General features: G+C 46.7%; 17 protein-coding genes and 1 other annotated feature. Of the genes, 15 read left to right on the top strand and 2 right to left on the bottom strand.

Annotated features, from left to right (window positions below; translation table 11 throughout):
* The first annotated feature begins 200 nt into the window (after positions 1-200).
* The 12 genes from RTR76_RS20245 to RTR76_RS20190 all read left to right on the top strand — a co-directional run bounded on the left by RTR76_RS20245 (position 201) and on the right by RTR76_RS20190 (position 15,259).
* Positions 201-1,049, top strand: a complete 849-nt coding sequence (locus RTR76_RS20245) for an SDR family oxidoreductase (protein WP_312524388.1) — start codon at positions 201-203, stop codon at positions 1,047-1,049.
* Positions 1,050-1,060: 11 nt separating this feature from the next.
* The gene (locus tag RTR76_RS20240) at positions 1,061-1,777 is read left to right on the top strand and encodes a GntR family transcriptional regulator (protein WP_312524387.1); all 717 of its coding nucleotides are present in this window, start codon (positions 1,061-1,063) and stop codon (positions 1,775-1,777) included.
* A gap of 158 nt (positions 1,778-1,935) precedes the next feature.
* On the top strand, positions 1,936-3,105 hold the full coding sequence (locus tag RTR76_RS20235; RefSeq protein WP_312524385.1) for an ABC transporter substrate-binding protein: 1,170 nt from the start codon (positions 1,936-1,938) through the stop codon (positions 3,103-3,105).
* Positions 3,106-3,244: 139 nt separating this feature from the next.
* Entirely contained in the window at positions 3,245-4,978 is a 1,734-nt protein-coding gene (locus tag RTR76_RS20230; RefSeq protein WP_312524383.1) for a sigma 54-interacting transcriptional regulator, read from the top strand.
* A 171-nt stretch (positions 4,979-5,149) separates the two neighbouring features.
* On the top strand, positions 5,150-6,208 hold the full coding sequence (locus RTR76_RS20225) for a Glu/Leu/Phe/Val dehydrogenase (protein WP_312524382.1): 1,059 nt from the start codon (positions 5,150-5,152) through the stop codon (positions 6,206-6,208).
* 97 nt (positions 6,209-6,305) lie between these two features.
* Positions 6,306-7,712 (top strand): amino acid permease, encoded by a 1,407-nt coding sequence (locus tag RTR76_RS20220; protein ID WP_312524380.1) that lies wholly within the window; start codon positions 6,306-6,308, stop codon positions 7,710-7,712.
* Between the two features lie 171 nt (positions 7,713-7,883).
* Positions 7,884-9,080: an MFS transporter gene (locus RTR76_RS20215; protein ID WP_312524378.1), complete on the top strand. Its 1,197-nt coding sequence runs from the start codon at positions 7,884-7,886 to the stop codon at positions 9,078-9,080.
* A 111-nt stretch (positions 9,081-9,191) separates the two neighbouring features.
* Positions 9,192-10,097, top strand: a complete 906-nt coding sequence (menA, locus tag RTR76_RS20210) for a 1,4-dihydroxy-2-naphthoate octaprenyltransferase (RefSeq protein ID WP_312524376.1) — start codon at positions 9,192-9,194, stop codon at positions 10,095-10,097.
* A complete protein-coding gene (locus tag RTR76_RS20205; RefSeq protein ID WP_312524373.1) occupies positions 10,097-10,720 on the top strand; it encodes a type II CAAX endopeptidase family protein in 624 nt (207 codons plus the stop codon). The genes menA and RTR76_RS20205 overlap by 1 nt, the downstream gene beginning before the upstream one ends.
* Before the next feature lie 57 nt (positions 10,721-10,777).
* Entirely contained in the window at positions 10,778-11,494 is a 717-nt protein-coding gene (locus RTR76_RS20200; RefSeq protein WP_312524371.1) for a 2-phosphosulfolactate phosphatase, read from the top strand.
* 291 nt (positions 11,495-11,785) lie between these two features.
* Positions 11,786-12,883 (top strand): HD domain-containing phosphohydrolase, encoded by a 1,098-nt coding sequence (locus RTR76_RS20195; RefSeq protein WP_312524369.1) that lies wholly within the window; start codon positions 11,786-11,788, stop codon positions 12,881-12,883.
* A gap of 39 nt (positions 12,884-12,922) precedes the next feature.
* The gene (locus RTR76_RS20190) at positions 12,923-15,259 is read left to right on the top strand and encodes a sensor domain-containing diguanylate cyclase (RefSeq protein WP_312524367.1); all 2,337 of its coding nucleotides are present in this window, start codon (positions 12,923-12,925) and stop codon (positions 15,257-15,259) included.
* Here RTR76_RS20190 and RTR76_RS20185 read toward each other — a convergent pair.
* The gene (locus tag RTR76_RS20185; protein ID WP_312524365.1) at positions 15,256-16,464 is read right to left on the bottom strand and encodes an MFS transporter; all 1,209 of its coding nucleotides are present in this window, start codon (positions 16,462-16,464) and stop codon (positions 15,256-15,258) included. The genes RTR76_RS20190 and RTR76_RS20185 overlap by 4 nt on opposite strands.
* A gap of 136 nt (positions 16,465-16,600) precedes the next feature.
* Between RTR76_RS20185 and RTR76_RS20180 the strand changes: the two genes are divergently transcribed.
* Both RTR76_RS20180 and RTR76_RS20175 read left to right on the top strand, forming a co-directional pair.
* Positions 16,601-17,491, top strand: a complete 891-nt coding sequence (locus RTR76_RS20180) for a LysR family transcriptional regulator (RefSeq protein ID WP_312524364.1) — start codon at positions 16,601-16,603, stop codon at positions 17,489-17,491.
* Positions 17,492-17,512: 21 nt separating this feature from the next.
* A complete protein-coding gene (locus tag RTR76_RS20175; protein ID WP_312524362.1) occupies positions 17,513-18,103 on the top strand; it encodes a cob(I)yrinic acid a,c-diamide adenosyltransferase in 591 nt (196 codons plus the stop codon).
* A 276-nt stretch (positions 18,104-18,379) separates the two neighbouring features.
* Here RTR76_RS20175 and RTR76_RS20170 read toward each other — a convergent pair whose 3' ends face one another.
* Positions 18,380-19,792, bottom strand: coding sequence for a sodium:solute symporter family protein (locus RTR76_RS20170; RefSeq protein WP_396145613.1), 1,413 nt, complete (start codon positions 19,790-19,792; stop codon positions 18,380-18,382).
* Between the two features lie 42 nt (positions 19,793-19,834).
* Positions 19,835-20,104, bottom strand: a binding site (T-box leader).
* Positions 20,105-20,297: 193 nt separating this feature from the next.
* On the opposite strand from RTR76_RS20170, the gene RTR76_RS20165 reads away from it, so the two are divergent.
* Positions 20,298-21,740, top strand: a complete 1,443-nt coding sequence (locus RTR76_RS20165) for a DEAD/DEAH box helicase (protein ID WP_312524358.1) — start codon at positions 20,298-20,300, stop codon at positions 21,738-21,740.
* The last annotated feature ends 57 nt before the right edge of the window (positions 21,741-21,797 follow it).

Genomic DNA, 21,797 nt, shown 5'->3' with positions numbered 1-21,797 from the left:
TTACGAAAATTAGCCTCGTTATGGAGGATTTCACCAAAAATCCGGGGAAAACAGTGTATAGTTAACAATGGCGCAATTGGTACTTGCATACTAATATGGTAATATGTAAAAATAAGCTATCTGAGTATAAGACAGACAGCGTGGATGCGAACAAGTGAGAAGCTGCAAAAATAAAGCGGATTTATGATATGGAGGAATGAATGATGAATGAGAATCTACGTGGAAAAGTAGCAGTGGTGACTGGCGGCGGTGGAATTTTATGCGGGGCTATGGCGCGGGAGCTTGGGCGCTTGGGCGTTAAAGTAGCAGTGCTTAACCGTAGTGAGGAAAAAGCCCTCAAGGTAGCAGAAGAAATTAATCAGGCTGGCGGAACTGCGCTAGGCATTGCTTGTAATGTTCTTGATCAGGCGAGCGTTATCGCAGCACAAGCTGTAGTCACGGAAAAATTGGGACCTTGTGACATACTGATTAACGGTGCAGGCGGAAATGATCCCCGTGGCGTAACCAGCAAGGAAACATTGCAGTTAGAGGATATTACTTGTCCGGATGCAGGTGTAAAAACTTTTTTTGATATGGAAGTAGCAGGCTTTGACTATGTCTTTCAGTTGAACTTCATGGGAACCTTCATCCCCAGCCAGATTTTTGCCAAACAGATGGCAGGCAGAGAAGGCGTGACTATTATTAATATTTCTTCCATGAGTGCACCATGCCCCATGACGAAGGTGCCAGCTTACAGTGCTGCCAAGGCAGCGATTAATAACTTTACACAGTGGATGGCCGTACATATGGCGGAAGCAGGCATACGGGTTAATGCAATTGCACCAGGCTTTTTCCTAACTGAGCAAAATCGCACCTTGCTCACAAATCCTGATGGCTCCTATACAGCCAGAGCAGAAAAGATTGTAACTCATACTCCTATGCGGCGCTTTGGCCAGCCTGAAGATCTGCTGGGAACGTTGGTATGGCTGGCAGATGACCGGATGTCGGGCTTTGTAACAGGGATTGTTGTACCTGTAGATGGCGGATTTATGGCGTATTCAGGAGTATAAGAGGTAAAGGCATGAGTGTTATTACAGTTCCCCGGATACTTCAGGAATCGAGTCGTGAGTATGTATATCGCTTTCTAAAAACCAACATTATGAATTTCAGTTTTCCACCCGGTAATGCCTTGTCGGAGAAAGATATCGCGGCAATGCTTGATGTCAGCCGCACTCCGGTACGGGAAGCGTTTATTCAGTTGTCCCAGGAAGATTTGCTGGAGATTGTTCCCCAAAAGGGAACCTATGTATCGCACATTGACTTGGATGGTGTGGAAGAATCCAAATTCCTCCGGGAAAAGCTTGAGGTCGCGATCGTTGAGCTGGCCTGCCAGGAGTTCCCCGGTGATAAGCTGTTTGAGTTACAATCGTATATTGCTTTGCAGGAATTGTGCCTGGAGGAAAAAAATTATGCAAAGTTTTACGAGATTGATGATGATATTCACCGGACAATATTTGAGGGCTGTAAAAAAGCCCGCATTTGGGCAATGATGCAGCAGCTGCATGCCCATTACAACAGGGTCCGTCTGCTAAACATTGCGAGTGGCCACGACGTAGCTGTCGTTCTGGAGCAGCATAAAAATCTGGTCAGGGCAATCCGTGAGCAGGACGTTGCTTTAGGGCGTAAAACCATTCAACTGCATTTAAATAAGGTACGTCTGGATATTAAAGATCTTATTCACGACTACGGCGACTATTTCCGGCAGTCTGGAGATGTGCTGTCGAAGTGGACGCTGTAGTAGAAAAATATAAAAGTCTGCCACTAAGTACACAAGTGGCAGACTTTTGCTATAAAGAAAAGGACTTGCCATAGCAGTTAATTTGCAATAAAATAATTGCCAATAAGAAAATCTTTAGGCCTATTCGATAACAAGTTATTTTAGAGGGGGATGGTCACATGATGAAGCGATTTGCCAAGACCGGATATTTGCTGGTTTTGCTGATCTGTATGGCTGGTCTGGTGGCAGGTTGCTCGGACAGCGCAGGCAAAGGGGATATTAAAATTGGCATGGTGTACGAACTGACCGGAAGTACGGCATCCTATGGAACCTCAGCAGCCAACGGCGCTAAGCTGGCCTTTAAAGAAATCAATGCCAACGGCGGTGTGTTGGGTAAGCAGCTGCAAATCATAACGGCTGATAACAAAGGCGAGCCTTCCGAGTCTGCTAATGCAATGACCAAGGTTATTACCCAGGACCGGGTTGTAGCTGTTACTGGTTTTACTGTTAGTTCCTGTGGCATTGCCGCATCGGTAGTTGCCGAAGATAACAAAATTCCTTTTGTGGCGGCTGCAACTGTCAATCCAAAGGTAACGGTGGACGAGCGTACCGGCAAAGTAAAGGACTATACCTTCCGGGCTTGTTTTATTGACTCTTTCCAGGGAACAGTAGGAGCTAATTTTGCTCTTACTAGCCTCAAAGCGCGGACAGCAGCTATCCTGATTGACAACTCCAGCGATTACAGCAAAGGATTGTCACGGGTATTTGAAGATGTCTTTACCGGTAAGGGGGGGCAAATTGTTGCTGAACAAGCTTATCTGCAAAAAGACCAGGATTTTAAGTCGACCCTGACAGCAATTAAAGCTCAAAACCCTGAATTATTATACATTCCCGGTTATTATGAAGATGTAGGCAAGATTATCAAACAGGCCCGTGAACTGGGAATTACTGTTCCCATTCTGGGCGGTGATGCCTGGGATTCACCCAAATTGGCTGAACTTGGTGGAGCGCAGGCCCTGAATAATACTTACTTTACGAATTTCTACTCAGTAGAAGACAAAAACCCTGTTTCTAATTCTTTTATTGAAGCCTATAAAAAAGAGTATGGTCAGCTGCCGGATTCCATGGCTGCCATGGGCTATGATGCCGCTAATTTGCTCATTGATGCCATTAAGCGGGCCAATAGTACCGAATCCGCAAAAATTCGCGAGGCGCTGTCAACAACTAAGAACTTCAAGAGTGTAAGCGGCGATATGGCGCTAAACTCCACTCATGATGCTGTCAGAGGGGTTGTCATCATGGAAATGAAAGATGGTAAACAGGTTTATAAAGAAACGGTAAAACAATAGCAAGGTAGAATTCGCGGATGGTAACATCTGCGAATTTTTTATTTGTGTCCATTACCAGGAGAGGAATTTCATGGAAACAAGAAGAATGTGTTGAGTGAATGGAATTTTATGGATAATGGAGTGCTTGGGAGGGTTGTGTGTGGCGAAAGTACGAAAATTAATCACTAGAAACGAGTGGAGTATCAGTAGCCGGGAAATGCAGGATATTCTCAATTCAACCCATGATGCCGTTGTTGCAGTCAATCAGCAGGGGATCATTGTACTCATTAATACTGCGGCAGAGCGGTTGTTGGGAATAACTGCGCAGGAGGCATATGGTGAATATGCCAAAGAAAAAATCCCCGGATCGCGGCTGCATTGTGTACTGGAGACTGGGAAGCCTGAGCTGAATCAGCGCCAGGAAACAGGCAGTGCCAGTATTCTTACCAGCCGGATGCCGGTATGGGATGCAGCGAACCGCATCGTAGGTGCCGTAGCGGTATTTCGGGATATGACAGAAATGCGCCAGTTGGCTGAAGAGATAACGTGCGTTAAGGAAATGAAAAAACTGCTCGAAGCAATTATTAATACTACACAGGACGTCATCTCAGTCGTAGATGATCAAGGCAAAATCATATTAGTCAATCCTGCCTATACGCGGCTTATTGGCATGCGTCAGGAAGAAGTTTTAGGGAAGCCACCCACAATAGACATCCGTCAGGGAGAGAGTGTGCACTTAAGTGCCATGCAATCCATGGAAGCGGTGTGGGGTGTTCCCTTGAAGGTGGGGCCTGCCAGCCGGGAGGTTATGGTGAGCGCCGCGCCGCTGATTGTTGATGGGCGGCTGCGGGGAAGTGTCGCAGTGGTGCATGAAATACAGGAGGGAAGATATCTTCCCGATCAGCGCCAGTCACGGTATACATTCGAGGATATTGTAGCCCGGGGAGCTGCGATGAAGGCGGCAGTGGAAAATGCCCGCCGGGCAGCGGTTACTCCTGCAACTGTCTTGCTGACAGGCGAGAGCGGTACGGGGAAGGAGTTGTTCGCCCATGCCATTCACAGCGGCAGTCAGCGTAAAGCACGTCGCTTTGTCCGCGTCAATTGTGCAGCCATTCCGGAAACTTTACTCGAAAGTGAATTGTTCGGCTATGAGCCTGGAGCTTTCAGCGGTGCGCTCAAGAATGGCAAGAAGGGTTTGTTTGAAGAGGCGGACGGCGGCACACTGTTTCTTGATGAGATTGGCGAGATCATGCCTTCTATTCAGGTGAAATTGCTGCGAGTGCTGCAAGAACGGGAGATCATCCGGGTGGGCGGAGTTCGTGCATTAGAGCTTGATGTGCGCATCATTGCCGCTACGAATCAAAATCTGGAAAAAGCAGTGGAAAAGGGCGATTTCCGTAAAGATCTCTATTATCGTATTAATGTTTTCCCAATCAGTATTCCGCCGCTCAGGCAGCGAACCGGTGACCTGCCGCAGCTTATCCGGCATTTGCTGACCCGGCTTAACCGGGAATACGGACGCAGCGTGCAGTCGATAGAGGAAGAGGCTGCAGCCGTACTGGCCGCTCATGATTGGCCAGGCAATGTTCGTGAACTGGAAAATGTCCTGGGCAGGACATTAATCAATATGCGTTTTAACGAATATACCATTTTGACTACCCATTTGCCGCCGCTGTCGGCGGTTGCAACAAGAGAGAAATCAGCTTTACCAGATACAGCAATGGCTTGCCGGACGCTGGCTCAAACGGTCGAGGAAGCTGAACGGAGTGCAATTACGGCTACGCTGGCGGAGCGTGGCGGTAACCGGACTGAAACTGCCAGTAGTCTTAACATTTCGTTAAGAACTCTCTATTATAAGCTGGAGAAGTACGGAATTACAGGCAGCGCAGGCTAAAGTCTGAGTGCAAAAAGAATCACTGCAATTTTTTGCGATTTATGCAAAAAATTGCAGTGATTCTTTTTATATCAGATGATTCCACTCGCTTTGTGGTTCCTTTTTCGTTTGGCATATTTCTTGCGATTAGAATTAGTAAATCCAATTTTTTACTTTTAGGAGGGGACTTGTATGGAAATTTTTAAAAAGATGGAACAGCATGGGTATGAACAGCTGGTATTTTGTCATGACCCGGCCTCAGGTCTGAAAGCAATTATTTGTATTCATGACACCACTCTTGGACCGGCCCTGGGGGGGACCCGCATGTGGCACTATGAATGTGAAGATGATGCAATTACGGACGTAGTGCGTCTGGCAAGAGGAATGAGCTATAAAAATGCGGCAGCAGGCTTAAATATTGGCGGCGGAAAAGCCGTTATTATCGCTAACTCCAAGACAGATAAGAGCGAAGCGCTGTTCCGGGCATTCGGCCGTTTTGTACAGAGTCTGAACGGGCGGTATATTACTGCAGAAGATGTGGGAACTGCTGTAGAGGATATGGAATATATCCGGCTGGAAACCCCTCACGTAACTGGCCGTGGGACTGCTGATCCTTCGCCTGTTACAGCTTACGGAACCTGGAAAGGGATTAAAGCTTGTGCTGCCGAGGTCTGGGGAAGTGATTCGCTGCGGGGCAAAATAGTGGCTGTCCAGGGACTGGGCCATGTAGGATACACGCTTTGCAAGCATCTTCACGATGAAGGGGCTAATCTCATTGTGACCGATATCAGCGAAGAGAATATCCGCGCTGTTGTTAATGATTTTGGCGCGGAAGCGGTAGCTCCCCACCAAATATATGGCGTTCCTTGTGACATATTTGCGCCTTGTGCACTTGGGGCTGTGATCAATGATGAAACACTGCCTTTATTAAAATGCCGGGTTATTGCCGGGGCTGCTAATAATCAGCTGAAAGAAACGCGGCATGGCGATATTCTTCAGACGAGAGGAATCTTGTATGCTCCTGACTTTATCATCAATGCCGGCGGCGTTATCAATGTAGCTGATGAATTGCAGGAAGGCGGGTATAACCGGGAGCGTGCTTTACGGAAAGTAGACGGTATTTATCATACGATTGAAAAGGTTATTGCTATCGCCAAACGGGAAAATATTCCAACCTATAAAGCAGCGGATCTCCTTGCTGAAGAGCGAATTGCTTTAATCGGCAAGGTGAAAAAGACAATGCTGCCATAAAATTGGTACTGTCTCCTGCTCGTGCTTATTGTGGGCACGGGCGGGAGAATAGTTAATAATTACTGAATTTTCTAATTATTTTTGAGGGGGGAAAGGAATGAGTCTGTTTCGCAAAAAAAGTATTGCCGATCTTGTAAGGGGAACGCAGGGGGGCGCGGGGCTGAGAAAAACATTAGGTGCCACAGATCTTGTTCTACTCGGTATCGGATGCATCATTGGCACGGGTATTTTTGTACTTACCGGTGTGGCTGCAGCGAAATATGCAGGGCCTGGTATCATGCTTTCCTTTGTGTTATCCGGTTTAGCCTGCGCTTTTGCCGCTTTAGCTTACTCTGAGCTTTCATCTATGGTGCCGGTAACCGGCAGCGCTTATACCTTTACCTATGTTTCCATGGGGGAAATTGTTGCTTTTGCTGTAGGATGGGCATTAATTTGCGAGTATACGATCGGTTCAGCAGCGGTCGCAGCCGGTTGGTCAGGTTATATGGTTGGGTTACTGAAATCGATGGGGATCGTGTTACCTCAAGCTTGGACCGCCGTACCGGCTGATGGAGGCATTTTAAATGTTCCTGCTGTCTTAATTACTGCATTCCTTTCCTATTTACTCATGCTGGGAACAAGAGAAAGCGCTAATTTGAATAAGATCCTGGTTGCTATTAAGCTGGCTTGCATTGCTATCTTCTTATTTCTGGCCACTCCGCATATTGAACCGTTGAACTGGCATCCTTTCCTGCCATTCGGCTGGAGTGGTGTATCTGCCGGTGCAGCGATTGTTTTCTTTGCCTATATTGGGTTTGATACCGTGTCCACCGCAGTGGAAGAGTGTAAAAATCCTAACAGGGATATTCCGGTTGGCATTGTCGGCTCACTGATCGTCTGTACGATATTATATATAGCCGTTGCGGCCGTACTGACAGGAGTTGTGCCGTATTCTTCGCTTAATAACAGTGAACCGGTAGCTTACGCACTTCGGGCTATTGGGATGAATTTTGGCAGTGCTTTGGTGGCAATAGGTGCTATTTGCGGTATCACTACTGTATTGCTGGTTTTCATGTATGGTCAGACCCGCATATTTTTGGCGATGGCCCGGGATGGAATGATTCCGCAAAGTCTGGTGAAGATCCATCCTAAGTATGGTACACCTCACATTATTACTTTGGTTGCCGGCGGCGTGGTAAGCGTGCTGAGCGGTTTATTGCCGATCAATATCATTGCCGAGCTTTGCAACATGGGAACACTTTTTGCTTTCATTTTGGTTGCTGTTGGTGTAGGGGTGCTGCGCAAGACTCAGCCGGATGCTGAAAGACCATTTCGCTGCCCTGCCGTGAAGATTGTTGTGCCGATGGCTGTGTTGTTGTGCGGCTATTTAATAGCGAATCTGCCGCGTGAAACAATGGAGTTTTTTGCGGCCTGGTATGTAATTGGGATGATCGTTTACTTCACTTATAGTCGTAAAAATAGTGCCATGGCGCCAAAAGAGAATGATTTCTCTCAAAAAGGTTAAACAAGGTTAGCTTTAAAAGGACCGCTGCCAGGTTTTTTACTGGCGGCGGTCTTTTTTGTGTAGTTAGCAAATGCAAAGTTCAGATGTTTGGCTTGTAGTATTTAGGGAGGGATGACGAAGTAAAAGTCGAACGTGGTAGTATACCGGTTATTTGAAAGGGAGCGTTTTTTTTTGAACTGGCGCAGAAATTTATGGACGCTGGCAGTCGCGGTAGTGCTGTCGTCCTCAAGCTATACAATGGTTGTTCCGTTTTTACCGCTGTATCTGATGGATTTGGGAGTACAGGGAGATGCTGTGCCGCTGTGGTCTGGAGTCATTTTTTCCTCTACATTTCTGGTCGCTGCCGTTATGGCGCCTTTCTGGGGACGGTCAGCGGATAAAGGCGGTAAACGCCGGATGGTAATCCGGGCGGGTTTTAGTCTGGCAATTGTCTACTTTCTTGGAGCATTCGTGCAAAATCCACTTGAGCTACTGATAGTCAGGATTCTACAAGGCTTTGCAAATGGATTTCTTCCAGCGGCAATGGCAATTGTTGCTTCCACCTGTCCGGCAGAGAATATGGGGTTTAGTCTGGGCTTCATGCAGACGGGGGTGCTGATTGGCGGGATACTGGGGCCGCTGCTAGGCGGAACGCTGTCTCACTTTTTTGGGATGAGAGCATCTTTTGTAATTGCAGCCGCAATAATCGCCATCGGTACATTAGGAGTAAAAATACTTGTTACTGAACCGGAAAGACACTTTACTCCCAGTGAGAGCAGTATATTTGACGATTTTAAAATGGCGGCAGCCAATCGTGATCTGATTGAAATGCTGCTGCTGCTTTTTTTCGTGCAGGCTGTAAGTATGGTGTTGCAGCCCCTGATTACCTTGTATATTGCTCAACTGCAGGGACAGACGGAGGGAATCGTGCTAACGGCGGGTCTTGTATTTAGCCTCGCAGGGATAGCCGGTGCGATTGCTGCTCCTTTATGGGGACGGGCAGGGCAGCGCAGCAGCTTTCGCAAAATAATGGTCATGGCTTTTGTGGGAGCGGGATTGTTCAATCTGGGACAATTTTTTGCCGGAGATATCTACTGGTTCAGTGTGCTGCAATTCCTCTATGGCTTATTCATTGTAGGGGCATATCCGTCTATTAATACAATCGCCGTATCTTGTGTGGGCGAAGACTGCAGGGGGCGCATTTTTGGGCTTACGACAATGGCAAATCAGCTGGGATCGATGACAGGCCCACTTGTTGGCGGTGTAATAAGCTCCTGGATCGGAATCAAAGCAGTATTTTTATTTACGGGCTGCATGCTGCTTATCCTTGGGGCGAGTGTCTTAATTGATATCAATGGCCGCAGGAGTGGGGCAACATTGGAGCAGTAATGTAAAAGGCCTTTTTCTTTTGATTGTTGTTCGTGGATGCGATATAGTTAGTTTAGGTAAGCTGTTCTTTAGGGGGATATAGCCTGCAAAAGAGCGTGATGGAGGAATAATATGTTTAAAATATGGTTTATAGCAATGAGACCGTGGTCTTTTACAGCGGCTTTCATTCCTATTGCACTTGGCACAGCCCTTGCGTGGTCGGAAGGAAATTTCGATATGGGTCTTTTTCTTTTGACTCTTTTCGGCGGGATATGCATGCAGGCAGGAACCAACTTAATTAACACGTATGGTGATTATATGGCGGGTGTTGACACCGTTGAATCGGCAAGAACGTGCCCTCAGCTTGTTACAGGAATGTTAACGCCTGACGGTATGAAGAGGGCCGGATTCATTGCGTTTTCATTAGCCGGATTAGCGGGGTTGCTGCTTGCTTATCTGCGTGGGCCGGAAGTGCTGGCAGTGGGTGTTCTCGGATTGATTGGCGGCTATTGTTATACAGCCGGGGCATCTCCGTATAAGTATCAGGGATTGGGGCCGCTCTTTGTTTTTTTTCTCATGGGTCCTCTAATGACCTGGCCAGCTTATTTTATTCAAACGGGAAAGTTTAATATGATACCGGTAGTTGCAGCCATGCCGGTTGGTTTTCTGGTAACCGGCATTCTTCATGCCAATGATATTCGGGATATCATAGAAGACCGAAAAGCGGGTATTAAAACGGTAGCATTGAGTTTGGGGTTTGCAAAGAGCGTGATTTTTTATGATTTCTTGTATGCCGCAGCATATGTGTGCCTTATCGTTCTTGTCTGGCAGGATATGTTACCGTGGACGGCAATTTTGCCTTTATTGCTTGTGCCCATGGTAGTTGCTGTTCTTAGACGGGCTCATGCAGCAAGTAAGGGCGCCTATGAGCAGCTTGGCAGACTCGAGGCAGATTCAGCGGGGCTCCACTTTCAATTTGGTCTGCTGTTGATAACAGGACTTCTGGTGGCGCCATACGTTAACAGGTGGTGGCTTTAGTGATTAGAGTTCCAACAGACCGGTCGGCGTACATAACAATTCTTCTTGCATTTGTGTTCTGGTATTTGACTTTTACCGTTAAGCTGCTGAATTTTTGGCTTTCTATGAGTATTGCAGCAGCTGTTCTCACCGCTTTAGCCATTCAATTCTCCGGATTTATATTGGATAAACGAGAAATTAATGCCAGGAATATACTGATCGGTATTGTTTCTGCCGGCATATTGTATGGAATTTATGCTGTGGGAAATTATTTTTCACAACAAATCTTTCATTTTGCCAGACCGGAAATAACCTCTATTTATAATATTCGCCACGAAGGCGAAACCTTGAGCATATCCTTGGTGCTGCTATTTATCACCAGCCCGGGAGAAGAGTTATTTTGGCGGGGCTTCTTGCAGCGCTGGGCAATGAATAAGTTTGGGAAACTGCAGGGATGGCTTGCAGCTGCAGCAATTTATGGAGCTGTGCATATTTTATCGGGTAACTTCATGCTTACTATGGCAGCGTGGATTGCCGGTTTGTTCTGGGGATTGTTATACTGGAAAACGGGAAGTATTGTTGCGTGCATCGTTTCTCATGCTTTATGGACAGTAAGTATTTTTGTCTTATGGCCGATGATGTGAATTACAGGTGAATGTTGATAAGATGGGCAGTCTAAAGAGCTAGGAGGTAAACTGATAATGCATTTGGATGTTAGGCTTTTACCTAATGATGGTCGTGAAACAGATCTGTCGGATACCGTATGTATCGTAATGGATGTGTTCCGGGCAACGACGAGCATCATCACGGCTATTGATAATGGATGTGCGATGCTCATTCCGGTAGCGAGTGTTGATGAGGCTTATCGTGCAGCAGGACAGATAGAGGGGCCTTTATTTGCAGGAGAGCGGCAGTCGATAAAAATAGACGGCTTTAATTTTGGCAATTCTCCGTTTGAATTCGCTGCAGAGCAAGTGCAAGGCAAAACGATTATTATGACTACAACGAATGGTACTATAGCAATCAAATCGACTGAAAATGCTTATTTAACCTTATTAGGCTCCTTTATTAATGCTGGCGCAGTCTGCCGGGCTGCTCAGCAGCAAAACAAAGACATATTACTTGTCTGCGCCGGGACTGATGGGCTTTTTTCCTTAGAGGATGCTTTTTGCGCAGGCTTACTGGTTAAGCTGCTTACGAAAGATAAGCAATATGAGCTTACTGATGCTGCGCGGGGCGTGCAAGCAATGTATCACGGTGCTCAAGAGGCTATATTGTCAATACTCAGTGAAAGCCGCAATGGTAAACGTCTCTATAGCTTAGGCTTAGAAAAAGATGTAGAATATTGTTTGAGCACGGATAGCAGCTCTACAGTACCTTGCTATAGAGTAGGAAAAATTACAGCGCTGCATCCTTAACATATTGATTTACAGGGCCTGCTTCCGAGGGTAAGCGGGTCTTTGCTTTATTCTGGGGTAGACAATAATGAAATGATTTGGTACATGATTTGATACAAGGAGTTACTAATTTGACGGCGAAAGCTTATAGAATATAAATAATGAAATTGGTATATATGTAGCCTTGGGAGAATGTTTTCCGGGCTATTAACCTTATAGATGGGGAAAAGTAAGATAGCAGGGTTTTGCCGTGGGGAGTATCCGAAAAGACCACAAAGAGCACTTGCATATGGGATGAGGGTGAATCCTTCCATGGTAATCAGAAGATATCGTATTCAGGATGTGGAGCCTGGAATGGTCCTGGCCAAACCTGCTATTGACCACCTCAAACGAGTGGTATTGGCAGAGGGGACTGTATTAACCGAAAAATTAATTGACCGCCTGGAGAACTGGAATATATTCGTAGTGGATATTTTCGGTGATGAAGGAAATCCTCTGCCGCAAGAGTCTAGCTTGCCTGTGGCAGCTTTTGGACAGCCGACTAACAGTGCTCTGCAGGAACAGTTTTATTCTGCCTATAAGGATGTTGTGCAGGATGTGCAGACTGCTTTTGAGCAAATTCGCTATTTAAAAGTAGTTCCGTTGATTAAAGTGCGCGAGCTTGCCAATACTTCTATTACGGATTTGTCACATATGCCCGGAGCAATTAACTTGCTGCACATGCTGCAGGGAATGGACAATCATACGGCAAGACATTCTTTAAATGTAGCGATTATTGCCGGGGTCTTAGGGCGATGGCTGGGCTTTTCCACTAAGCTGCTGCAAGATTTAATCCTATCGGCGCTGCTCCATGATGTGGGGAAAACACAGATCGCTGAGGAGATTCTGAACAAAAAAACAGCCCAATTAACTCCCTATGAAGCAGATTTAATGCATAAGCATACCATAGAGGGCTACCAATTACTCAAACGTACAGCTTATCAATTGCCCTTTCATGTTCTTGCCGGAGTGCTGCAGCATCACGAAGGGACAGACGGAAGCGGCTATCCCCTGCAGCTTACGGGGGATAAGATTCATCTGTTTGCACGGGTCATTGCCGTAGCGGATCGATATGAATTACTGACAAATAAGGATATAGAAGAGAATTATTTGACTCCTTTTGCGGCAGTAGAGGCTCTGATCCGGGAAGCCTTTGAAAGGCTGGATGCCTCAGTTGCCAGTGTATTTCTTACGAATATCCGGGACCAGTTTATTGGTAACATTGTGCGCCTTAGTGACGGACGGGAAGCTGCTGTAATTTATCTTGGCCGCTTTATTTCTCAAAGGCCGGTTGTGCAGACCAGGGACGGTCAGTTTATTGATTTGGAAATAGAACGGGAGTTAACGATAACGGAAGTAGTCAGAGTTTGAGCAGACAGCAGGTAACTTGCGGCGGGGGGACTTATATTCATGGCTAAAGGAAGGCTGGCTTTTTTTCTGAAAAGCCGTTCCAATGTGCAGTTATACGGAATGTTTATAGTACTATTGGCTCCGCTAGTTATTTATTTATACCCTACTGATGATGTGGGAATGCGGTATGGCGTTATGGAGGCAGGTGAAGCAGGGGATACTTGGCTTTTTACCTTACGTGCCTTTGTTATTGCGATTCATGCAATAAATTGTTTGTTTGCAGTCGCTGCTTATGACTGGAAAAAAGACAAGGGGGTTGTACTGCTGGGGCTAGCAGCCGCTATGATGGCGGGCAGTGCAATTGCCGGTACTACCAGTCTACTCCGGGTGTCTTTTCACCTGTTGGCTTTCGGTGCGTTAGCAGCTGCTCTGATTAGGAGTAGAAAGCGGATTCTGGGTGCAGTGCTTACCGGAATGTTTCTTTTAATAATCGGCTTTTGTGTTTTATTCGGTTCGGCGTATGGGGACCTCATTTGGCTGTTTGCGGGAGTTGCCATTCTTTTGACAGTGCTATTGCTGCAGCTGACAAGTCGTAAACAGGTTAGCAGTATTCGTAAAAATGGCCTGCGAGTGCTGCTGATTTGCAGCTGCAGCAGTGTTATTGCAGTTATGGCTTCAAGCGCTGCTGCCCAGACGGCCGCGATCAGTTTTATTGCATTCATTTATCAAAGTATTGCAGGAATCGTGCTTTTTGTAAGTATGCTGGAAAAGCTGGTGCAGTTTCCGGTCCGGGCCTTTGCTCGTCTTCAACGGCTGCGGCAAGCTTCGCTGGACAAGCAGCAGTCCCAGATCCGCCTGGTAGAGCAGCAATGGCAGGCGGAGAAAGATAAGATGGCGGATATTAGCAGAGCCATAACTGGCGGCGGCAAACTGACAGGATTTCTAGAACAAGTTGTGAATGATGCAGCACAGGCAATTGGCTCTGAGCACGTTTTTCTGAGCTTATTGGAAGGGCAGCCGCAGTTGTTCTGGGTTGTCGCTTACAAGAGCAGCTTTCAGCCCATAGAGACTTCGTTAGAGAATAAATTTATGGGGAAAAAGTATGCTGAGGGACAAATGATATGTCTCGATGACATAGATGAGTTCCTGCCCCGGCTGCGCCCGGAAGTTGCGCGGGCCGGTTTGAAGGCAATGATCGGTGTGCCGATTATCATTGAAGGAAAGCTTGCGGGAACGTTTGAGATATTCAGTAAACGTCAGGCCGGGTTTTCTGAGAACCACAAGAAATTGGCTAGGTTTTATGCAGAGCAGTCGGCTATTGCTGTCAAAATAGACCGGTTGAATGAGGATTCTGCAAGGAAATCGGATGAATTGGCATTGCTTCATGAAGTGGTACGGGTAGTCACCGACCAGCCTTCGCCAACCATGCTGCTTGCCAAAGTTGGCAAAATGCTGAATGATTTTTTATGGGCAGATGCTTTTGCTGCTTTTGTAGTCCAGCGTCACTTGAATCCTCCTCTTGTTCGGTCCGTTCATTCCCAGGATTTTGCACCTCAGGATATTGGGCGTCTGGAGGCGTTGTTTGCTAAAGGACAGCTGGCAGGCTTGCGGCAGGATTCATCGGATAACGAACACTTTGCCAAGCTTTTGCAGCCTGTGCTGGTACCGCTGACGCTGGCATCAGGAAAAACGGTAAGTGTTTTGCCATTGTTTTTCCGGCAGACGCTGCAGGGGGTAATTGTATTTCTGTGGGACTATGACCGGAAAGCAAACCGGTATTCTCATACAGAGGACACATTGATCACTATTGCTACTCAGGTGGCTATGGGGCTGGATCGCGATTATTTATACGGAAGCATTCAAAAAATCGGCTTAACCGATAATTTAACGGGAATTGCCAATCGACGTTTCTTTGACTATACATTAAAAAGAGAATTGCTCAGAGTCAGACGTTATGGTCGTCCACTCAGCCTCTTAATGGTGGATATTGATTTTTTCAAAAGAATAAACGACCAGTATGGTCATCCGGTGGGTGACCGTGTGCTGCAGGAAATGGGCAAACTATTGAAAAGCCTGTTCCGGGCAACCGATTTGCCTGCGCGTTATGGCGGAGAAGAGTTTGCTGTTATTTTGCCGGAAACACCTGCCGTTGCAGCTCATGCGCTGGCAGAGAAGCTGCGCGATCAGGGGGCAAAAAAAATATTCGATCCCACAGGGGAACGAATATCCTTAACAATCAGTATTGGCGCAGCCACTGTTGAAAGCGGGACACAGGGCCACAAAATCACAGAAGCGGATTTAATTCTGGCTGCCGATCAGGCGTTATACCGGGCGAAGCACACTGGACGCAACCGGGTAGAGGTTGGGAAGTGGGACGATGATCAGTACCATTCTTAGCCGGGGGAAGTACAGTTTAACGGCCAGAGCAGCCACTTTGCCGCAAGCAGGGTCAGCATTACCGTTACTCCTAAATAGATTGCATAAGGTCCCCAGAGATCATTGAGGGCATAGCCAAGCATGGGTCCTAAGGCAGCGCCTACGTCAATGGCAAAGGAATAGGCGGTCATAAATGTTTTCTGTGAAAAACAGCAGGCAACATCGCAGGCAATTGCATCAATAACGGTAGTCAGGATTGTGGCGGTAAGCAGGATAAACATGATGAGCATCAGCCAAAGCTCCATCGGCAGGGATAAAGGAATCAGGGCAAAGGCGATCGCGGCTAACAGCAGTGTTGCTGTCAAAATGGTTGTGCGCCCATACTTGCCGTCAGAGAGTTTGCCAAACCAGGGTGCCAGCCAGGGCTCCCAGCCCCAGCGCAGGGCCTGAATCACGCCGGATAATGACGCTGCACCGACAGAGATACCCAATAGCACGATTGTTGTGGAGTAATGAATCTGTATTAAGTAGCTTAACGTCGATGTAAAGACACCCTGATAAATGAGGGCAAGTACCATACCGGTGAATAAAGTCCAGATGATATTCGGGTTCATTAGCGAAGAGGCCGTATTAGCAGCCGGCTCAGATTGACTGTGATGCTGGGAAGAGGGAATTAGGCGAATGGCAAAGGGGATTGCCAGGAAGGTTAGAGCGCCGAAAAAAGTGGCTGCCAGGCCTATACCGTACTGGTCGGCAAGAACACCTCCCAGCAGCATGCCTCCCAGGCTTCCCAGCCGGTACAATCCGTTATACAGCCCCATATAATGGCCCCGGTTATCGGCGGTAGCAACGTCGAGAATGGTAAAATAGGCACCCAGGCGTAAGAACGTCCAGGACAGCCCCCAAATACAGCGCAGCAGCAGCCAAAAGAGGAAGCCTTGGGCAAAACCATAGGCGAAAGTTGTAGCTGTAGCAAGTAACGCTGCGAATAAAATACCACTTCGGCTGCTCATTCTTCCGTACAGCCAGCCAACCAGGGGATTTAGCGGCAGTCTTGCAAGACGATTGGCAGACAGGAGAATGCCTACTTCCCAAAGGGAGGTCAGACCGGCCTCTTGCCAGTGGATGGGCAAAACCACATACAGCATAGAGTCGCCAAGCAGACAGGCGGCAGTCAGTAAAGAAATAAGAATGACCGGCTTGCGGCCGGAATCGGGTTGCTTCATATAGGTAGAACCTCCAGTGTTGCAGATTATGTTGCTTATCTGTTAGATACATGTTAATTTTAAATATAGAAAGTCCAGATGTAAAACAAATTAATTGAGTATATTATATAGAAAAATTCTTTATTAGCGAGGATGTATGTACGGAGCAGGAATAGAAGCTTTTTTGGCTATTGTCCAAACCCAAAACCTGAAAAATGCAGCAGAGCTGCTGCATTTGACGCAGGCTACAGTAAGCTACCGGTTAAAAACGCTGGAAGCAGAGATGGGGGCGATGCTGATTGAGCGAAGTAAAGGAGTACAGCGAGTCGCATTGACACCTTTTGGCGAAAGCTTTGTTGCGATTGCCGAAAGGTGGAGCGCATTAAAGCGGGATACGGAGAAGCTGCAGGCGAGTGGGCCTGAGCTAGGTCTGGCCATTGGCGGCTCTAATAGTCTCAATACGTATGTTCTTCCACCGCTTTACCGGGCGCTTATGAAGCATACTCCCTCAATACGCCTTACTTTTCGTACTCAACATTCCATCGAGCTATGGGATACGCTGGAACGCCGTGAAATCGACGTTGCTTTTGTAAAAATGGAGAGAGATGTTCCTAATATTACAGTGGAACCATTTTTCCTGGACGAATCGGTATTAATCCGGCTTGCTTCTCCTGAAAACACCGGCTTGCAAGCAATTCATCCCACCGAATTGAGTGCGGAGAATGAAATATATTGGAATTGGGGCCCCTCCTTTCAGGCATGGCATGACCGTTGGTGGGATCCGCTGCGTTCTTCCCGTGCTGCAGTTGATGTGGCGGGGCTGATTTTTGCACTCATGGAGGATGCCAGGCAATGGGCAGTCGTACCAAAGTCTGTTGCCAGTTCGTTTGTTATGTCGGGAAAGTTTATGATTCAACCGCTGCTTGAGTCTCCCCCGTCCAGAATCTGTTATAAGCTGACTCATAAATACCCCAAGGCATCTACTCTCAGGAGTCTCGTATGTCTGGATCAGTATTTGCGTTTGTTCATCCCGGAGATGATAAGGTAATAAATCAATTTTGGAGGGTTAATGATGGCTGATAAAGGCTACATACAGGTATATACAGGCAACGGAAAAGGAAAGACGACGGCGGCTATCGGCTTGGCTATTCGGGCATTGGGAGCCGGTAAGCGGGTGTTGTTTTTGCAGTTTATGAAATCTAAAGTATATAGTGAGCATAATATTTTGCCGCAAATCTCGCCGCTTTTGAAATTGGAGACGCTGGGGAAACCCTTCTTTGTAGCAAAAGAGGGCAGCATGACAGCAGAAGAGCTGGCAAAATGGGGTAGTGAGATTGTTGTATTTCCTCCCGGCAAACCGCCCAGTGACTATGTTGCGGTAGCTGTTCAAGGAATTGAAAGAGCCAAGCATGCTGTTAGTCACGGTGAATATGATGTGGTGATACTCGATGAAATCAACGTAGCAATGTTTTTTGAGCTGGTAAGCTGGGAACAGATTGAACAGATTATCAATTGCAAGCTGGAGCAGGTAGAGCTGGTGCTCACTGGCCGCGGGGCATCGCCTGAACTTATTGAACGGGCGGACCTGGTAACCGAAATGAGAGAAATCAAGCACTATTATAATCAGGGTGTAGAGGCGCGGTTAGGTATTGAGAATTAATTTGGCATAAAGAAAAACCAGGTGGAAGCCTCCACCTGGTTCGTTATTTCTTTTTTATTTGTTTTGCAGCTTGTTTGTTTGTAAAAAATTGCGTGCTTTTAGCAGCACTCTTTTGGTTTTTATAACTGCTTTTGTCAGATATTTTTCCCATTAATGATCACTCCTCTAGTTATCAGTATTTCCCGGCGGGTATACAGTAATCCCTATACTATACCACACTTATAAAAAAAGCAAGTCCATAAAGGGTTTCCCCTTTATGGACTGACTGCTGGTAAATTATTGTTCGCTGGCTGCTGTCTGGGGAGTTCTTATAGGCGAGCTGTCTAAAACATAGGTTAACAGGAAGGCGCCCAGGCAGGCAATCCATTCGAGATAAATAACATGCGGGAATATACGGACGGCGGGAAAGGTCTGCCACAAAACCAGAACAGCCAAGCCGGTTAAAATGGTATAGAAGGCAGAGTTCTTTTTACAGAGCGAAGGTGCGAACAGGGTGAATAGGACAATGGTACTAAATGCGGCAGTAAGACTGAGACCGATCATGAGGGTGTTAATAATACCGCTTATCGTCATGGCAAATAATAAGGTGAGTAGTCCTAACACAAGTACGGAGACTTTCGTAACGGCAAGGAACTTTTGATCGCTTACAGTAGGATTGATAAACTTTTTGTAAATATCCTGTGAGAAAAGAGTGGCTGAACTGAGCAGCAGGCTGCAAGCCGTAGACACGTCGGCAGCCCATAACGCTGCCAGTGTAATACCTGCCAATACCGGATTAAGCGACATAATGGTCATTGGCAGTGCAAGGGCGGGGCTTACATCAGGGAACATAGTTTTGGCTATGACACCCAGCAAGGCGCTGACAAAACCGATAGGCAGCATCATCAGACCGCCGATAATGAAGCCGCGGCGCGCAGTTTGCACATCTTTGGCTCCCAGTGAAATTTGGATAATGCTTTGCAGTGACAGGTTAACGGTGACCAGTACGAGAATCCAACTGAAAATACCGATAATGCCGACACCGTCAAAAAAGCTAAGGTAGGGCACATTTTGAGGCAGAAGGGCGCTAATATTGTCGATGCCCCCGGCATGGCGCACACTGAAGATTGTAGCAAGAATAATACCGATATATTTCAAAGATACATTTAAGATATTGCACAAGCTGGCGGACCACATGCCGCCAATCGTGGTAATGCCGATAAATACGGCGGCACTCGTCAGTACGCCGGAAGTAAAGGTGAAAACCTCAGGAACTAACGCACAGAGAATACTTCCGCCTGCGATGTATTGCAAAGACATAACCACAAGCTGGATCACAATTTGACAGGCAACGCCGGCAATCATCCCTTTTTTATCATAATAGCGGCCTAATAGCTCGGGGATAGTAGTTATATTGAGCTCCCGGTATTTTTTAGCTACAAGCATACCCATAGCAATAGCTCCCAGTCCCCAGGCCGTTGTATACCAGCCAGCAGAAAGCCCAACTTTGTAAGCTTGCTCGGCAACGCCGATAGTGGAGGCCCCGCCTACTGCCAGGCCAACAATCGATACGGTAATCAGTGGGGTTGTAAGCTGCCGTCCGGCAAGAACATAATTGGCTGCACTGCCTGAAGAACGGCGCTGGGCGAAGTAGCTGATCACAAACAACGCCGCAATATAAATACATACAATAATGAATGGAATACTCATCATAAAACCTCCTAAATTTAAATAAAAAATCGCCCCTCTAAAAAGAGGGACGATAGTTACCGTGGTACCACCCAATTTAACCTTAGCAAAAATAAAAAAGTGGTACCGCATGAGGGGCGAAGCCGCGGTACCACCCTGTATTTAATCCTAAGATTACTCTAAATCTGTAACGTAGATATACGGCAAAGCCTACTCATTCTTCAGCCCGCAGTTCAGGAAGGAACTTCATTATGCATCTTCAGCTAGTTCGCACCAACCACTAGCTCTCTGAATGAAAACCACATAATTACTTTTTTCCGTCATTACCGATACAATATTTAACTTGTTAACGTGATTATAGCCATTTCATACACTCTTGTCAACAGTATATGAACAAAAGTTTTCAAAAGTTCATTATCGTTCATAATAAAAAACGTAACGTTGTAACCACCGACGTCCTAAAGGACGTGGTGCAAGCAAGTCTTTTCTAATAAAAATAAGATGGAGCGAAATGAGGGTAGCAATAATGAATGATAAACAGATTGGCATTAATGATTTCAGTGAAGAAGTAAGGAAAGCATTAAGCGGCTTAGAGTATCAGCAGCTGACGGATGTTCAGCAGCAGGTAATACCGTTAGTGCTGGAAGGTAAGGATAGTATTGTCAAAGCTGAGACCGGCAGCGGCAAGACGGCTGCGTTCGCCATCCCGGTTTGTGAACGAATTGAAATAGACCGGAGAAATCCGCAAGCATTGGTGCTTACGCCAACCAGGGAATTAGCAGTACAGGTAAAACAAGACATTTCCAATATTGGCAGATTTAAAAGAATTCGTTGTGCGGCTGTTTTTGGCAGACAGTCTATGGAAGGACAAAAAAGAGAACTGGCTCAGCGTGTTCACGTTATTGTGGGAACACCGGGAAGAACGCTTGATCATATTGAGAGAAAAAACATTAAACTGGAAGAAATTAACTACTTGATTATTGATGAAGCTGACAAGCTGCTTGACATGGGATTTATTGATCAGGTTGAAGCGATTATTAACATGCTGCCTGTGGTGAGAACTACACTGCTGTTCTCTGCAACTATGCCGGAGCGTATTAGCGAGATCTGCAGTACATATATGCGCGACCCTGTAAGAGTGGACATAGCTAGGGCCCAGCCTGTGTCACAACAGATTGAGCAATTTTATTATGAAGTCGATGAGTACGAGAAGACGGAGCTGCTGCATAAGCTAATTTATATAGTCCGCCCGGATAGTGCTATTCTTTTTTGCAACACCCGGGATCGGGCTGATGTTGTAGCCGAGAGCCTAAGAAAAGCAGGGTTTGTCTGTGAGAGTCTGCATGGCGGACTGGAGCAGCGGGAACGCCTGCAAACCATGGAGCGCTTTAAGCGAGGCGAGGTCCGTTTCTTAGTTGCAACTGATGTGGCAGCAAGAGGAATTCATGTTGATGATGTAGGGCTGGTTGTTAATATTGATATCCCGTTGGATAAAGAAACGTATGTGCACCGCGTAGGCAGGACCGGACGGGCCGGCAGCCAGGGGCTGGCAGTCACGTTTGCTTTACCGCGGGAGCTTGCATTCTTAGCAGCCTTAGAAGAATATGTTGACTGCAAAATAAGCCGCCGGGATTACCCTTCGGCAGCGGAAGTTGCTGCAGGAAGAGCGAGTTTTGCAGCAGGGCGTATGGAAAAAAGCGAAATAAAACTCCTTAAAAGCGATCAGCTGAATAAAGAAATTACCCGAATCCGTATTAACGGCGGTAAAAAGACAAAAATGAGACCTGGCGATATATTAGGGGCTATTACTAATATATCGGGAATTACCGCTGCTGATATCGGCATTATCGATATTCAGGATACTTGCTCTTATGTGGAAATTCACGGGGAAAAGGGCCGGATGGTGCTGGAGGAGCTTCCTGCTACCAAGATCAAGGGGAAAATCTATAGCAGCAAGTTAGTGTTTTGACAAAGTTAAATCTTAGCTTAGCCAGCGTATCTTTTTTCGCACTGCTGCGTTGTCGTC

It is taken from the genome of Anaerospora sp. (assembly GCF_032013335.1).
Taxonomy (GTDB): domain Bacteria; phylum Bacillota; class Negativicutes; order Sporomusales; family DSM-15969; genus Anaerospora.
Note: the sequence above shows the minus strand (reverse complement) of the source record. Positions and strands in the feature narration are given on the sequence as shown.

What these genes read in the sequence shown, in the direction of transcription:
- RTR76_RS20245 (WP_312524388.1), top strand. Translation starts at nt 201, where the DNA reads ATGATGAATGAGAATCTACGTGGAAAAGTAGCAGTGGTGACTGGCGGC.
- RTR76_RS20240 (WP_312524387.1), top strand. Translation starts at nt 1,061, where the DNA reads ATGAGTGTTATTACAGTTCCCCGGATACTTCAGGAATCGAGTCGTGAG.
- RTR76_RS20235 (WP_312524385.1), top strand. Translation starts at nt 1,936, where the DNA reads ATGATGAAGCGATTTGCCAAGACCGGATATTTGCTGGTTTTGCTGATC.
- RTR76_RS20225 (WP_312524382.1), top strand. Translation starts at nt 5,150, where the DNA reads ATGGAAATTTTTAAAAAGATGGAACAGCATGGGTATGAACAGCTGGTA.
- RTR76_RS20220 (WP_312524380.1), top strand. Translation starts at nt 6,306, where the DNA reads ATGAGTCTGTTTCGCAAAAAAAGTATTGCCGATCTTGTAAGGGGAACG.
- menA (WP_312524376.1), top strand. Translation starts at nt 9,192, where the DNA reads ATGTTTAAAATATGGTTTATAGCAATGAGACCGTGGTCTTTTACAGCG.
- RTR76_RS20200 (WP_312524371.1), top strand. Translation starts at nt 10,778, where the DNA reads ATGCATTTGGATGTTAGGCTTTTACCTAATGATGGTCGTGAAACAGAT.
- RTR76_RS20195 (WP_312524369.1), top strand. Translation starts at nt 11,786, where the DNA reads ATGGTAATCAGAAGATATCGTATTCAGGATGTGGAGCCTGGAATGGTC.
- RTR76_RS20190 (WP_312524367.1), top strand. Translation starts at nt 12,923, where the DNA reads ATGGCTAAAGGAAGGCTGGCTTTTTTTCTGAAAAGCCGTTCCAATGTG.
- RTR76_RS20185 (WP_312524365.1), bottom strand. Translation starts at nt 16,464, where the DNA reads ATGAAGCAACCCGATTCCGGCCGCAAGCCGGTCATTCTTATTTCTTTA.
- RTR76_RS20180 (WP_312524364.1), top strand. Translation starts at nt 16,601, where the DNA reads ATGTACGGAGCAGGAATAGAAGCTTTTTTGGCTATTGTCCAAACCCAA.
- RTR76_RS20175 (WP_312524362.1), top strand. Translation starts at nt 17,513, where the DNA reads ATGATGGCTGATAAAGGCTACATACAGGTATATACAGGCAACGGAAAA.
- RTR76_RS20170 (WP_396145613.1), bottom strand. Translation starts at nt 19,792, where the DNA reads ATGAGTATTCCATTCATTATTGTATGTATTTATATTGCGGCGTTGTTT.
- RTR76_RS20165 (WP_312524358.1), top strand. Translation starts at nt 20,298, where the DNA reads ATGAATGATAAACAGATTGGCATTAATGATTTCAGTGAAGAAGTAAGG.